This is a genomic window from Pseudomonas sp. 1D4 (assembly GCF_001728925.1).
In the GTDB taxonomy this organism is placed as follows: domain Bacteria; phylum Pseudomonadota; class Gammaproteobacteria; order Pseudomonadales; family Pseudomonadaceae; genus Metapseudomonas; species Metapseudomonas otitidis.
Genome location: NZ_LXJQ01000006.1, coordinates 25,464 through 39,116 on the forward strand (window position 1 = coordinate 25,464; position 13,653 = coordinate 39,116).

The window sequence follows — 13,653 nt, forward strand, 5'->3', positions numbered from 1 at the left end:
CCCTCGGGCACGGTGGCGCGGGGCAACCCGCGCCACCCTTTTCGGCTCCTTAGAAGAGGAGGGCTGGCCATGCGCGAGCAGGCAAGCGACACGGGCTGGGATGCCCGCTACGAAACACGCATGGTGATCCTGCTGTCGCTGAGCTTCGGCCTGGTGGGGCTGGATCGCTTCATCATCCTGCCGCTGTTCCCGCTGATCATGCGCGACCTGCAACTGGACTATCAGGACCTCGGCAACATCTCCGCGGCCCTGGCGCTGACCTGGGGCGTCTCCGCCCTGGGCATGGGCTGCCTGGTGGAGCGGCTCGGCGCCAAGCGCGTGCTGGTCGTCTCCGTGCTCGCCTTCTCGCTGCTCTCGGGGCTCTCCGCCCTGGCCGGCGGGGTGCTCGGGCTCATCCTCCTGCGTGGCCTCATGGGCTTCTCGGAGGGTGCCTTCACCCCCACCAGCATCAGCGTCACCACCCAGGTCTCGCACCCCCGGCGCATCGGCTTCAACATCGGCGTGCAACAGGCAGTGTTCCCCATCCTCGGGCTCGGCCTCGGGCCGTTGATCGCCGCCGGTCTGCTGGCCTGGCTCGGCTCCTGGCGCTGGGTGTTCATCAGCGTGTCCATCCCCGGGTTCATCCTCGCCTGGTGGCTGCACCGCACCTACCGCCCTGTGCCAGCGCCAGTGGAAACCACGGTCGAGCGGCCCTGGCACCTGTGGCTCGCGGCCCTCGGCAGCGGCAACGTGCGGCGCAACATCGGCATCATGTTCTGCATCCTCACCTGCCAGTTCGTGCTCTGCGCGTTGCTGCCCAGCTACCTCACCGACCACCTCGGGCTGTCGCTGGAGGCGATGGCGCTGGTGATCTCGGCAATCGGCTTCGGCGGCTTCGTCGGCCAACTGATCATCCCTGGCCTGTCCGACCGCTTCGGGCGCAAGCCGGTGGTGCTGCTCTCGTTCTGCGCCAGCGCCGCGCTGGTCGCCATGCTGATCGTCACCCCCGCCGACCCCTGGCTGCTGTTCGGAGTGCTGTTCTTCATCACCTTCTTCAACTTCAGCCTCATCTGCCTCACCGTCGGCCCGCTCACGGGCGAGTCGGTGGCGCCGCACCTGCTCACGGCGGCCACCGGCATCGTCATCGGCTTCGGCGAAATCCTCGGTGGCGGCCTCGCGCCGATCCTCGCCGGCTACCTCGCCACCCACCACGGGTTGCCATCGATCCTCTACCTGGCCCTGGCCGGCAGCCTCGCCGGCCTCTGCCTGGCGCTCGGGCTCAAGGAAGGCCGCATACAGGCACCCCGCGAAGCCACTCCGCCGGCCAACGCCGCACTGCTTATAAGGGAGTAATTGAAATGGGCGACTACCTGAAAGTCCTCGACATCGAACACAGCGGCGGGCCGCGCATCGGCCTGCTGGGCAACGACCCCGCGCACACGGTGCGGGTGCACGGCGAAAGCAGCGGCCTCTACCAGACCCTGCAGGACTGCGCGCGCCGCCATCAGGACCACCTGGCGCACCTGCGCCACCTGCCGGGCCCGACGCAAACGCTGCCCGCCCTGCGCCAGGAAACCCGCCTACGCCCGCCCGCCATGCCCGACAACCCGCTGCTCACCCACGTCAGCGGCCTGCCGCTGGGCGCGCGGGACGATGCCGGCTGGTTCTACAAGGGCAACGGCCGCGTCCTGCGCATCGACCGCGACGACCTCGAAGTGCCGTACCACGTCCAGGCCATCGCGGCGGACGCCTGCCTGGTCTCCATCTACCTGGTGGGCTCGCGGGGCCAGTTGCTCCACGTCGGTGTCACCCTCGGCCACGACCTGCACGACCCGCTGCAGGGCCACTCCGCCCGCGCCCACCTGCTCGAATGCGCCGTGGCCTCGGAACTGCTGCTGGGCGAGCTGGACGAACCGCTGCACCTGCGCCAACGCATCGAGCGCAACGGCACCTGCTTCAGCGAAACCCACCTGCGCCTCGACCCACAGGCCTGGCGTGCCTCGCGGGAAGCCGGCGAAGCCCTGCTGGAGCAGCACCCGCAATTCCTCCAGCCGGGCATGGTCCACTACCTGTTCAGCCGCCTCGACAGCGAAATCGTCGCCACCCACCTGCAGCACGGCGACTGCCTGGAACTGAGCTGCCCCATGCTCGATATGCGCCTCGAAAACCGCATCGTCGAAGAAGAACTGCGCCACCTGCTGCCGCTCTCGTCACGCCGCCGCGCGGGGCAGGGTAGAGCTGCCTGAGTCACCGGGTGGCGCTCCGCTTCAGGCCGTAGGGTGGGCCGGGCGGCTCCAGTACGTAGGGTGGGCTTCAGCCCACCGTTCCTGCCCGGCACACGCAACAAAGAAAACGCCGCACCTTAGTGCGGCGTTCCCGGCCGAGCCCTAGATGAACCGCTTCCAACTCGGCCCATCACTCAATGCCGGGTCATCGTGCGCGGCCATGAAACGCGGCAGGTCCCGCCGCGCAATCCACAGCTCTCCCTGCCAACGCAGAGCTCCGACACGCTGGTTCGCCCAGGTCATCAGGATGCGTCGCGGGCTGGCATCGACCTCGCGGTGATAGTCGTACAGCGCAGGGATCACCTCGTCGCTGAGCCACTGGCTCAACGCGCAATGCTCCGGATGCCCGAAGCGATACAGCGCCCGGTAAAGCCCGGCCTCGCTGATCAACTCCAGCTCCTCGCAACGACCGCTGGCAAAGCGCAGCGTCGCGAAACGGTGCTGGTGGGGATACAGGCGCTTGGTCAGCCGATAGGGGCGGGCAGCGGCGATCATCAGGGCGAAATCGATGGCGACGAACCAGGGGCGGTTGTCGATCATCACTGCGCGCAGTTGGTGGCAATGGCGTTGAAAGGTGATGGGGGTGGATGCGTCATGCATGGTGCAGCTCCAACGTAAGGTCAGGTAGCTGTCGCCATTCGCTGTCAATCGAAGGGTGACAGGGCACGCGGGGTTGACAGACCGGCACGTTGGAACCGGCAGGCCACGAGGACCTCCCCGCGCGACCTGCCATAAAGCAGAGCAGTTATGAAAACTGCATGCGTGCTGATGCCTGCAAAAAACATTCGCCGTTTTTCGCATGCACCCTGCGGCGCAATCGCGCCAACGTATGCGGGCTGTCAAACCCGACCACGGGATTGACCGTGGCGGTGGGAGGATAGGGATGGGGGAGCGTGAGAGCAAGTGGAGAAGGGCTACTGCCGCTATTCAAGTATTTGAGCGGTGTGTTGTAGATGAGTAGTGGCGATTCACAAAGCTCCTCGTGAACGACTGCTATCAGTCGGAAACAGTCACTCAGGCTCTTTGCGAAGCAGGTGCAATTAAATTTTAAGACTATGCGCTCATAACCTGCTGATTAAAATGACAAAAGCTACCATTACAGTAGCTTTTGCCGGTGATAGCCTACTTCTTTTTGGGCTTGCTAGGTTTCAAGTCGGGATTGTTTCCCGGAGTTTCCTTATTGTCACGGCGACGCTTGTCGACTTCGCCGGTTGACTTGGCAATGGGTTTTGGGCCTGGCTTAAGCGCCATAGTATCTCTCCTTGATGTTGTTTGTTGCGGATTTAGCTTATTGATATTAGCGGGTGCTTTCAATAAGTATGAGACTCTGGATTTTTACTTTTGGAAAAACTCATTCGCTGTCAAGAAGTTAGCAATCCAAGACTGAATGAACACCTCTGGTCGGCAGCTGCCCCTCTTAAGCGTCGGCTATCGGCAGCACCGGATATCCATATTGGCTCGTAAGTAGCACGCTTTTAGTAACGCTGCCCCTTGGCAGGCTTGGCGATGATCTGCCACTCATCTTCGTAGACAACTGAACCGGGCACAGAGGTTCGAAGCACGTCAACGTGGAGGCCATGAAGTTCCAAGAGGGTCTTCAGGTGCCACATGCGCTGGATGGCTTCAGTGGCCGCCGGCTTGAACCAGGAGATGGCCCGTCGATGCTCCATGGATTTCAGTACGCTCGGGACAGTCAGATTCTCGTTGAACCACACCAATGAGGTCCGCAGTTCCGAATGCTCGCTGACTGTGAGATCTCCGGTGTCTCGCAGGTCATGCGCGGCTACTAGAATCCCGGTTGTATGACCTGAGTCGCGGTCGGGGGCGAGCGTTGTAAAGCGGATCAATCCTTGATGCATAACGTTCCTTGTCTTTTGAATCGGTTACTTCAGCAGTAAAGGCTCGGACCAGCCGGAGTGGCAGAAATAGCAACTTGCTTGAAGGTTAAGAAGCTGTCAGCTGTGTGTCTACGTTCGGTAGGCCGACGATAGCGCATTGGAGGAGGGCGTACGCCATGCCTACTAGCCAGTTCTCGATTCGATAACCACGCCCGTCCAAGCAGAACCCTTTTCATTTAATGTCCTCACACCCCCCAAATCCTTCATCAAGGCCCTACCGTGTTCAAAAAACTCAAAGGCATCCTCGGCATCCAGCCTAAACCCGCTGGTGAAAACAGCTACGGCGAGCATCTCCGTGGCGGGGCGGACGAAACCTGGCCTGAGGCCCTGAACCGTTTCAAGTCGTTCTGCCGGAGCCTGCATGCGTTCTACGACGAGGAAGGGGAAACCTATGAGCTGTACTTCGACGAGTATTTCCAGGATGGCACGCTGTTCGAGTGGTCGGGCGCTGTTTCCGACGAGGACCTGCTGAGCGCCGAGACGCAGCATGCATTCGCGATGCCGGAGGAACTGAAGGCGCTGTTCAGGAAGCGCTTCGCCATCTACGACGTCATTGCGGATCGCGGCCGCTGGGGCGACCGTCGCATCCTCGAGATCTACGGGCGTTCAACCTCGACCTCCTACCCGTGCCTGCATGCGTTCTGCCCGGCGATCGCCTGGAACTTCGGCGAGTACTTCGCCAGGGAGGAGTTGTCGGAAGAACAGATCGCGCACCTGAGCGCCAACTACTTCTGCTTCGGGCGCTGGTCGGACGATGACCACTACTGCACCTATCTTCTGGTGGACCGCCACGGCAACTACGGGCGATTCCGTTTCCACACCGAAGACTACCCCGGCACCCTGCAGCGGCTCGAACCGCTGCTGAACGGCCAACCCCTCGACATGACGCTGGATGCGCTTCTGGTGTGGGCGATCAACAACTCGATGGAATACCTGCTCGAACGCAACGATCTGCCCAATCCTTACAGGAAAGAGGCTTAAGGCACCCAGCGCGAAAAGAACCGTATGCGGGGGCTTACAAGGGACACCACGGGTCACCGCCGTTTGCGCTCTCATTCAGCTTCTTGAAGTGTCTTACCCACGCAAAGTTGTAAGCAGTAACAGACATTTTTGTCTTGCAACTGGCGTCGCCTTTTGAAATCAGCACATTCAAGAAGTAGCCGGCGCCCGTGCCTGATGGCGAGTAAACAGAAAGCTCAGTGGCTCCATTGCTTACTTCTTTCTTTACCTGTTGGTTATTTACGAAGCCGGTGACTTCTCCAGTGCGAACGTAGCTTGGCCTATAGCACTTCGACAGATAGGCCTCGACGCGTCTGGCAACCAGTTCGCTCTCGTTGTTGAAGCAGTATTCCGGGCTTTTGGTGCCCGTTTGCAGCAGCTCTTCCTTGGTTTCAGGAAAGATTGAACAGCCGCTTAGAAGGATGAAGGAGATCGCTATGAGTTTCTTCATGGAACTGTGCAGTACCAAATTGTGGGTGAGTGACATAGCCAGCGTTGTGACGGAAAAGGCTCACAGCCGCTGCGTATACCGGGGGGCAGGAGTTGCCAGGAGGGCGGAAGGATATCTGATTTGAAGTTACGAACCCGCAGTAAATCTGCCTGAGACCGGTTTGCTGGGGAGGGTGACGACATGACTCCCAGCGGTATGCGCCAGCAGCGTGTCTGCGCAGGCAAGTCAGTGGGGACGAGGGTGACCGGCGCCTCAGAACACCAACTGCCAGTAGCGTCCAGATCGTTCGCCGGGCATCATCCAGCGCCCGCCAGAACCAGTGCTCAAGGGAGTTGGCACCGCTTATGAACGCTCAAAGAAATCCAATGCTCGCATTCCTCATGTCGTTCCTGGTGGCCGGCTGGGGGTTGATGTATGTGGGCAGGCTCAAGTGGGCATTGGTCGTCGTCGGCCTGTTGTACGGAGGCATAACGCTTGCGGGTCTTCTGGGCTTGATTGCGAGCCCGATCGGCCTCTATGTAGCCGGCGCATTCATCGTGCTGGTGAAGCTCACTTCAGCCTGGATGGCTGGGGCGCTTGCTGAAAAGGTGAGCGAATCGGTGCCGCGTCCGAGTGCCGTCACTCACTTGTCATATGTAGTGCCCATCGTGGCGCTCACCTATGTATTGATCTTCACGCTGCGCTCCAGCGTGCTCGGATATGCCCTCTACTACATTCCTTCCGGCTCGATGGTCCCGACGCTGTCGATAGGCGATTACATCGTCGCCGACACGCACTACGACACGCCGAAGGCGGGTGACATCGTGGTGTATCGCTACAAAGGTATCGAGGCCACCAAACGCGTGGCGGCTGTGGCCGGGGATACATTGGCCATCGTAAACGGTGAGGTGATCAACAACGGTCGTAACTTCGGCCTTCTCGGCGCACCGGCCGAGCGGGTGAAGCGGGACTACTCGCTGACGCTCGCGCCTCTGAAGATCGAGGAGGGGCATGTCTACCTGCTGGGCGACAACCGCGACGGCAGCAATGACAGCCGCTTCATCGGGCAGGTCGCTGTTTCGGAACTGACCGGCAAGGTAACGGGCATCTGGTATTCGGCCGATCAGGAAAGGACCGGGACGAACTTTGAATGAGACGGCAGCGCTCTTTCTTGAACGCCTGAACTCATATGAGCTGCCCTCGTTATGAGCCGGCGAGGGCAGGGCGGTGATGCGTTCTGCTGGCTCGTGCCTGAATCCGTGAGCAGCGCACTGAGGTGCCGGGGACCTTTGGTTTAGTGTGCTGTCGTTTTGCGCCAGCAGCGCTTCGCCAACCCCCTCGATATGACGCTGGAGTCGATGGGCTATTTGCTGCGGCACGACAGCCTGCCAAATCCGAATACTGGAGAGGTGTAGAACCATGGGCGCCTGGGGCACGGGGCTGTATTCCAATGACACCACCTGTGATGTGCGGGATGACTACGTCCAGCACCTGAAGCACGGGCTTTCCCACGGCGAGGCCTGCGAGAAGGTCCTGGGCCGCCATGCCGCACGGCTGGGCGAGCCTGAGGTGGCCTGCCTGGTGTACGTCGCCCTGGCCGACACGGCCTGGAGGTACGGCCGGCTGGACGAGACGCTCAAGGATAAGGCGCTGTCGCTGCTGCGCGCGGGCGGGGACCTGTTCGTGTGGGAGCGCGATGCGCCGCGGGATGTGCCGGCCCGTCGCAAGACCCTCAAGGCGCTAGAAGCCAGGCTGGCTACCCCTCAGCCGACGGAAAAGTCTGTGAAGGTGTCGTCGCCCAAGCCCAGGAAGGTCCGTACCACGGCGCCTGTGGGGTCGGTCTTCTCGCTGGCATTGCCCAGCCAACGCCAGGCGCTGCTGGTCCTGGTGGGCTTCGTCGAGTTGGAGAAGAGCATCGATCCGGTGTTCTCGGTCCTGGCGCAGCCCATCGATTCTCCCGAAGCCGTGCCCGTTCGGATCACTGGCGATGCCCCGACACTGGTGCTCTCGAAGGGCCTTCGGCAGCCATTCCAGCACGTGGCGATCCTGCCCCGGGATGAACGAAAGGACATCCTCACCGGGCTGACCCCCTGGACATCACCGTCGAGCCCGCGCTGCCGTTCCAGCGGGAGCACAGGGTGTGGCTGGCATTGGGGCGCATTGCCAGTGAGGTCGACGCGCACCTTTGAGACAGGTGAACGGGTAGGGGGAGGAGGGGAGCGACCCTTCTCGTCGACGCTCAAGGCTTGCGTAAATTGACGCTGTCATAAGCGATTAACCGCCATACGGGCTTGTTACATGTAGTGCCCGTGCCACTCCAACACAAAGGAACTGTGCTGATGAAAAAGACTGTACTGGCCGCCCTGGCCCTGGTGTTTCCGCTGCTGGCCAAGGCCGAACTGGCGGTGATCTTCGACGGTGCCGGCACCTGCGACGGCTGCGCGAAGACCGTCGCCGAGCTGTTGCAGAAAGAGCGCTACAACGTCCGCCTGGTGGATGAAGAACAACTCAGCGCCGAGGTGCTCGAGGACGCCGATCTCTACGTACAGCCGGGTGGCTCGGACGACATCATGGACACCTTGTCGGAGCTGTCCGCCAGCCAGGTGCAGGCCATCCGTGACTTCGTCGCCCAGGGTGGCCAGTACCTGGGCATCTGTGCCGGCGGTTACCTGGCTGGGCGCTATGCCGACGAGAAGGAAGGCATACCGGCCTTTGGTCTGATCGAGCTGGCCGAGGTCGATCAGGAAATCCCGAAGGACAACACGGCGCAGTTCATCTCCATCCAACTGCCCGCAGGCAACGAGCAGCGCGACGTCTACTATCAGGCCGGCCCGCATTTCGGCAGCCGGCTCCCGGCTGGTGCCGAGGCGACGGCGTACTACACGAAATCCCGGCGCATCGCCGCGCGAATCTCGTCCTACGGCAAAGGTACGGTCGGTCTCATCGGCCCGCATTACGAAGCGGACAGCGCCTGGTACGCCGCCGATGGGTTGCCATCCGATGCAGACGAACATCAGGACCTGCTGGCGGCCATGCTGGCGCAGATGAAGGAACGCGCCGGGCGATGACCGTGGTGTGTGGGAACGGCGTAAAAACCGAAAGACTGATCGAAGAGCGAGCCAAGGACGATTTCCAGCGTATCCACAGCGTGGAAAGCACTGGGGAATCACTCAGCCAGAAAACACGTAATTAACCCATAATGCATATTATGTTAAATTGCATGTTATGGATTGGGCATCACTGATGCCTGTGTCCTCTCACTCACTCGCCCCGCTTCGTTCGTATCGGACATCGCCTCGACCTTCGCCACGTAGGTACTGGTCGAGGCTGTTTCGTTTCGCGGGCGCCGAGAGCGATGCCTGCGCAGCCAACTACAGGTGGAAGTCACCTGCAGCTTCCGGTTGGTAAAGCACCTTCCTGATCTCGATCCGGCGGGTCCGGTCTGAGATTCGCCAGTCGATGGCATCCCCCTCCTGGTAACCCAGGATGGCGGCGCCGATGTCGGAGCATACGGAAAGCTTACCGGCGCGGCTGTCTGCGTCTTCCGGGTAGACCAGGACCACCTCGAGCTCTTCGTCGTCCACCTGCAGCAAAGCCCGCGAGTTCATCGTGACGACATCGCGCGCCACCTGCTCCGGCGTGACGACGGTGGCCCGCTCGATTTCATGCTCGAGTTCCACAATGGCTGGGCCTTCTTCAAGGACGATCAGGCTTTCGAGCCTGGCCTTGTCGAACTCGGTGATGGATATGCCCGTGGCATTGCCAAGAGCACCTTCGCGCAAGAGCTGGAAATAGCGTTCCGCCGACATGGCAAGCGACTTCAATGACGGCGTTTCGCTCTCGAGCAGGAAGCCGCTGCGCAGGAAGGCTTTCAGTGATCGCACGTTGTCCGGGTGGATCTTGGCGATGAGCTTCTTGGCCCGCATGTCGAGGAAGGCCAGCTTCATGCCCTCGCGGATCGTACTGGCGCCGAGGTTCCGGCCCCACTCGCCGCTGTTTCCGATGGCCAGGACGATCTCGCAATCCGGGCCGGTCTTGATGAGGCGGACAAAGCCCACCGGGGTGTCGTGCCGGTCGAAGGCCAGGAAGAATCGGCCATCCCGGTTGAACAGATGAGTGAGGATCGGCGATTGAGACCGATCGATGGCTTGCTCGATGGAGCGCGAGACATCACGCGAATCGCTCAGGTAGCAGGTGACGCGCTCATCCTCCAACCAGTCCATCAACGTCAGCGCGTGTGCCCGAGTGATTTCAGGGCACAGCGAAATGAAAGGCTTGTTCATCTTCACCACACACGTATCCGTAAAGAATGAAAGCCCTTCATGGCTACGGCCATGACGGTTCTTTCTGCGACCGGCCACTTTAAGGCATTGGGCAAGAATGGCGAACGACCTGAGCGCTTTTACTGGATCAGCCGTTGCATGCCTGCTGTGTAGGCACGGCGTAAAACCTACCGCACCTGCGCCCCAACCTCCTGCATGAACTGCCACAGCCTCGGTGGCAACTGGTCCGGGTCGAGGCCGTCGAGCAGGTTTTTCATGCCGAGTCCCAGGTCGGTATCGCCTTCGATGACCAGGCGCCGACGGAAGAACAGTGTGTCCGGGTCTTCCTGGCGGCTGGCCAGCAACAGGAAGTCGCGCCAGGTTCCGCGGATGCACACATCCACCGAGCGGCGCTGGGCCACTCGCAGCCGATTGCCGCTGCAACTCACGCACCAGGCCAGGCCCAGGTCGCTGACCTCCAGGCGCAGCCAGCGATTTTCCAGCAGATGGAACGCACCCTCGGACAGCGGCGCGGCGAACAACCGCGCGGCAGCCAGCTCGATCACTCGGCGCTGGATGGCGAACGGCACGTGACGGCTGTAAGGCAGCAGCGGCTGGCCCAGTCTCAAGGCCCATTTGGCGACGCTCATAGCCCGCCCTCCTCCACGGCCAGCATCCCCGGTTTGCCGTGCCAGTAACCGTTGCAGCCACTGACCGCGAGGGGCGGCAAGGCACCGTCACGCACGGCGGCGAATTCGCCAATGACCCGATCCATGCCCTCGCTGCGTGGGCTGAGGCGCAGCACATCAACGCCACTGCCCGCGACACTGGCGTAGTCGGCCAGCAGATTGCCCACCACGGCGGACATCGTCTGGATGCCATTCAGCGTGAACAGCGCCTGGCCTTCCTGGCTCAGCAGCGGGATGCCTTCGGGGTAGTTCTGGCAGCAGAACTGGCAATCGTCCTTGGGCCGGTTCTCGGCCCGTGCCGTGAAGCAGCGGGCCGAATACGCCAGCGGCAGATGGCCGTAGGCGAACAACTCCACCTCCGGGCGCGGCGCCTGCAAAGCGTCGAGTTGCTGCAGGCACTCGTCCAGCAGTCGCCCGGAGCACTCCACCGGCGGCACCCAGCGCTGCAGGCCACAGGCTTGCAGCTCCATCAGCGCATGGGCGTTGTAGAGATTGAGCGCCGGGCCGGCGACGAAGGGCCTGCCCTGCTCCGCCAGCAACTGCACCGCGCCCATGTCGTTGGCTTCCACCATAAGCTCGCCGTTGTCGCACAGGCGGCGAAGGCTGGAGAGCTCCGAGGACGCCTCCACCAGCGCCAGGCCCGACAGCACAAGCTCGGCCCGAGTGCCCTCACGCAACTCGCGGGCCAGCCCCAACCAGTCGTCCAGCGATAAGGCGCGGCGCTTGGAGCACACCGTCTCACCCAGGTAGATGATGTCGAGCGGCTGGCTGGCCATCTCGGCGTAGAAGTCCAGCAGCTTGTTGCGGCTCCAGTAGAACAGCACGGGTCCGAGGCTCAGTTTCATAGGGTCCTCACTGCCAGGATCGGTGGTAAGCGCCGAGGGTCGTCTGGCTGCCTTCCGACAGCCCGTCCAGTGCCCTGCGCCAACGCTCCTGGACGACAAAGCGGCCGCTGGCGTGGGCGTCCAGTGCCTCGCGCCAGACCCGCGTGACCTGCTCGACATAGGCCGGGCTGCGTTGGCGGCCCTCGATCTTCACCGCCGCGATGCCCATCTCCGCCAACTGCGGGATCAGGTCGAGGGTGTTCAGGCTGGTGGGCTCCTCCAGCGCATGGAAGCGCTGGCCTTCGACCAGAAAGCGGCCCTTGCACAAGGTCGGGTAGCCTGCCGGCTCGCCCGGCGCATAGCGGTCGATGAGCACCTCGCTGAGGCGTGAACTCAGGCCCTCGGCATCCTCCTGCCAGCGCACCGCCTTGGCGGGTGAGCACACGCCGCAGAGGTTGGGCGATTCCCCCGTCACGTAGGACGACAGGTGGCAGCGGCCCTCCGCCATGATGCACAGGCTGCCGAAAGCGAACACCTCCAGCGGCACGCTGCTCTTCTCCGCCACCTGGCGCACCTGGGCCAGGGACAGCACCCGTGGCAGCACCGCGCGGCGGATGTTGTAGCGCTGCTGGTAGAACGCCAGCGCGGCCGGGTTGGTGGCCGAGCCCTGCACGGAAAGGTGCAGGTTGAGATCGGGGTGGCGCCGGCTGGCATAGGCCAGCACACCGGGATCGGCCGCGATCAACGCATCCACGCCCAGCGCCGCCGCCTGGTCCACAGCGCGTTGCCAGCGCGCCCACCCCTGAGGCTGGGCGTAGGTGTTCACCGCCACATAGAGCTGCCGGCCGCGCTGGCGGATCAGTTGAAGGCCGGTCTCCAACTGCCGCTCATCCAGATTGAGCCCGGCGAAGTGGCGTGCGTTGGTGTCATCGCGAAAGCCCACGTAGATGGCGTCCGCGCCTTGCTGGAGAGCAGCCTTGAGGGCGGGCAGACTGCCCGCCGGACAGACCAGATGCATGAATCGACTCCTGCTCGAACGGCGATGCGCCAGTCTAGACAGGGCATTTGTGGCTGCCTTGATCACGGTCAAGCGGTTCAGGCCAAGAGGCCGTCCAGCGCCAGGAACTCAACGGGCTCCCCAGCCCTCAAAGTCTGCCCCGTCTCCACCACCGCAAAACCTTCTGCCCAGCTCATGGCCCCCAGCATCGCCGAGCCCTGATGCGCGTGCAGCACGGCTCGCAGCTCACCAGCCACCGGTACCAGCCGAGCGCGCAGGTACTGCCGCCGCCCATTGGCCTTGAGCCAGTTGAAGCCGGCCGGCAGCGACACCGAGCGCGGCAATACGACGCGGCGGCCCTGAGCGGCCAGAACGCAACCAGGCGCCCCAAGCCGTAGACGAGGGCTGAACCCCTGGCACACGCCGAAAATTGGTCTGCCTGACTGCTAAAAACTGGTCCGTAATCACCCACCACTGCCCCGGTATAAATCCCGGCCTGGGCCCTGGCAGTTGCCGACCCGGACTTTCATGACCAGCAAGGATTCAGACCCATGACAGCAATGCAGCAGGTGGTAGCCGTTCGCCCCGTTACGGACGCGGACTTTGAGCAGTGGCAGACGTACTGGGGCCAGTACCAGGCGTTCTACAAGGTGGAACTGGGGCCGGAAATCACCCGGCGCACCTGGGCCCGCTTCTTCGACGCGAGCGAGCCGGTGGAGTGCGCCGTGGCCGTGGAGGGCGAGCGGGTGCTCGGCTTCGTCCATTACGTGTTCCACCGCTCCACCTGGGGGCAGAACGACTTCTGCTACCTGGAAGACCTCTTCGTCTCCCCCGAGGCCCGTGGGCGGATGATCGGCAAGCAGCTCATCGAACACGTCCAACACCAGGCCCGTGCCCGCCACTGCGACCGGCTCTACTGGCACACCCAGGAAACCAACCACACCGCCCAGCGCCTGTATGACTGGATCGCCGAGAAACCCGGCGTGATCGAATACCGCATGGCGCTGTAACACCCTGGAGCGAGGCCCGGGGCCTCGCTTCGTTTCGCCCGCCAACACCCAACGGGTTGCCACCGGCTGCCGCTGCAATCCTGCTGAGGGCACCCGTGCCTGCTAGAGCCTTTCTTCATCACAGGACCGCGCATCCATAACCAATGGATTGGCAGGTGGCGTCCTCGCCTACGCGCCCTGCCCCCTCGGACCCCTCGTCCGACGCGGCTTTCAGTCCCTCCATGAAGTAGAACGCAGCGCCCTGGTGCGGGCTTCTGCTGCCACTGGCGGGCCAGTCGCG

General features: G+C 62.7%; 14 protein-coding genes and 1 pseudogene. 7 read left to right on the plus strand and 8 right to left on the minus strand.

Features of this window, described 5'->3' with window-relative positions; translation table 11 throughout:
- The first annotated feature begins 69 nt into the window (after nt 1-69).
- Nucleotides 70-1,332, plus strand: coding sequence for an MFS transporter (locus A7D27_RS04680; RefSeq protein WP_069564213.1), 1,263 nt, complete (start codon nt 70-72; stop codon nt 1,330-1,332).
- Nucleotides 1,333-1,337: 5 nt separating this feature from the next.
- Complete coding sequence (locus A7D27_RS04685; RefSeq protein WP_069564214.1) at nt 1,338-2,225, plus strand: hypothetical protein; 888 nt, start codon at nt 1,338-1,340, stop codon at nt 2,223-2,225.
- Nucleotides 2,226-2,366: 141 nt separating this feature from the next.
- On the opposite strand, the gene A7D27_RS04690 is transcribed toward A7D27_RS04685, so the two are convergent.
- Both A7D27_RS04690 and A7D27_RS04695 read right to left on the minus strand, forming a co-directional pair.
- Entirely contained in the window at nt 2,367-2,864 is a 498-nt protein-coding gene (locus A7D27_RS04690; RefSeq protein WP_069564215.1) for a BRO family protein, read from the minus strand.
- An 875-nt stretch (nt 2,865-3,739) separates the two neighbouring features.
- Entirely contained in the window at nt 3,740-4,123 is a 384-nt protein-coding gene (locus A7D27_RS04695) for a hypothetical protein (protein WP_069564216.1), read from the minus strand.
- Nucleotides 4,124-4,381: 258 nt separating this feature from the next.
- Here A7D27_RS04695 and A7D27_RS04700 point away from each other — a divergent pair, with 258 nt between their 5' ends.
- Nucleotides 4,382-5,143 (plus strand): hypothetical protein, encoded by a 762-nt coding sequence (locus A7D27_RS04700; RefSeq protein ID WP_069564217.1) that lies wholly within the window; start codon nt 4,382-4,384, stop codon nt 5,141-5,143.
- Nucleotides 5,144-5,177: 34 nt separating this feature from the next.
- Here the strand turns inward: A7D27_RS04700 and A7D27_RS27645 are convergent, their stop codons facing one another.
- The gene (locus A7D27_RS27645) at nt 5,178-5,612 is read right to left on the minus strand and encodes a hypothetical protein (protein ID WP_139134051.1); all 435 of its coding nucleotides are present in this window, start codon (nt 5,610-5,612) and stop codon (nt 5,178-5,180) included.
- Nucleotides 5,613-5,977: 365 nt separating this feature from the next.
- Here A7D27_RS27645 and lepB point away from each other — a divergent pair, with 365 nt between their 5' ends.
- The 3 genes from lepB (at nt 5,978) to A7D27_RS04715 (ending at nt 8,659) form a co-directional block, all read left to right on the plus strand.
- The gene (gene lepB, locus A7D27_RS04705) at nt 5,978-6,745 is read left to right on the plus strand and encodes a signal peptidase I (protein WP_240923040.1); all 768 of its coding nucleotides are present in this window, start codon (nt 5,978-5,980) and stop codon (nt 6,743-6,745) included.
- A gap of 265 nt (nt 6,746-7,010) precedes the next feature.
- Entirely contained in the window at nt 7,011-7,850 is an 840-nt protein-coding gene (locus tag A7D27_RS04710) for a hypothetical protein (RefSeq protein ID WP_069564219.1), read from the plus strand.
- Nucleotides 7,851-7,930: 80 nt separating this feature from the next.
- Nucleotides 7,931-8,659, plus strand: a complete 729-nt coding sequence (locus tag A7D27_RS04715) for a BPL-N domain-containing protein (RefSeq protein WP_069564220.1) — start codon at nt 7,931-7,933, stop codon at nt 8,657-8,659.
- 303 nt (nt 8,660-8,962) lie between these two features.
- Here the strand turns inward: A7D27_RS04715 and A7D27_RS04720 are convergent.
- The 5 genes and pseudogenes from A7D27_RS04720 to A7D27_RS04740 all read right to left on the minus strand — a co-directional run bounded on the left by A7D27_RS04720 (nt 8,963) and on the right by A7D27_RS04740 (nt 12,695).
- Nucleotides 8,963-9,927 (minus strand): annotated as a pseudogene (locus A7D27_RS04720) (GNAT family N-acetyltransferase).
- Nucleotides 9,928-10,041: 114 nt separating this feature from the next.
- Nucleotides 10,042-10,503 (minus strand): SCP2 domain-containing protein, encoded by a 462-nt coding sequence (locus A7D27_RS04725; protein ID WP_069560649.1) that lies wholly within the window; start codon nt 10,501-10,503, stop codon nt 10,042-10,044.
- A complete protein-coding gene (locus A7D27_RS04730) occupies nt 10,500-11,387 on the minus strand; it encodes a U32 family peptidase (RefSeq protein ID WP_069564221.1) in 888 nt (295 codons plus the stop codon). Before A7D27_RS04730 ends, A7D27_RS04725 begins: the two co-directional genes overlap by 4 nt.
- 7 nt (nt 11,388-11,394) lie before the next feature.
- Nucleotides 11,395-12,384, minus strand: a complete 990-nt coding sequence (locus A7D27_RS04735; RefSeq protein ID WP_069564222.1) for a peptidase U32 family protein — start codon at nt 12,382-12,384, stop codon at nt 11,395-11,397.
- Nucleotides 12,385-12,461: 77 nt separating this feature from the next.
- On the minus strand, nt 12,462-12,695 hold the full coding sequence (locus A7D27_RS04740; RefSeq protein WP_069564223.1) for a hypothetical protein: 234 nt from the start codon (nt 12,693-12,695) through the stop codon (nt 12,462-12,464).
- Nucleotides 12,696-12,914: 219 nt separating this feature from the next.
- Here A7D27_RS04740 and A7D27_RS04745 point away from each other — a divergent pair, with 219 nt between their 5' ends.
- Nucleotides 12,915-13,373: a GNAT family N-acetyltransferase gene (locus tag A7D27_RS04745; protein ID WP_069564224.1), complete on the plus strand. Its 459-nt coding sequence runs from the start codon at nt 12,915-12,917 to the stop codon at nt 13,371-13,373.
- The last annotated feature ends 280 nt before the right edge of the window (nt 13,374-13,653 follow it).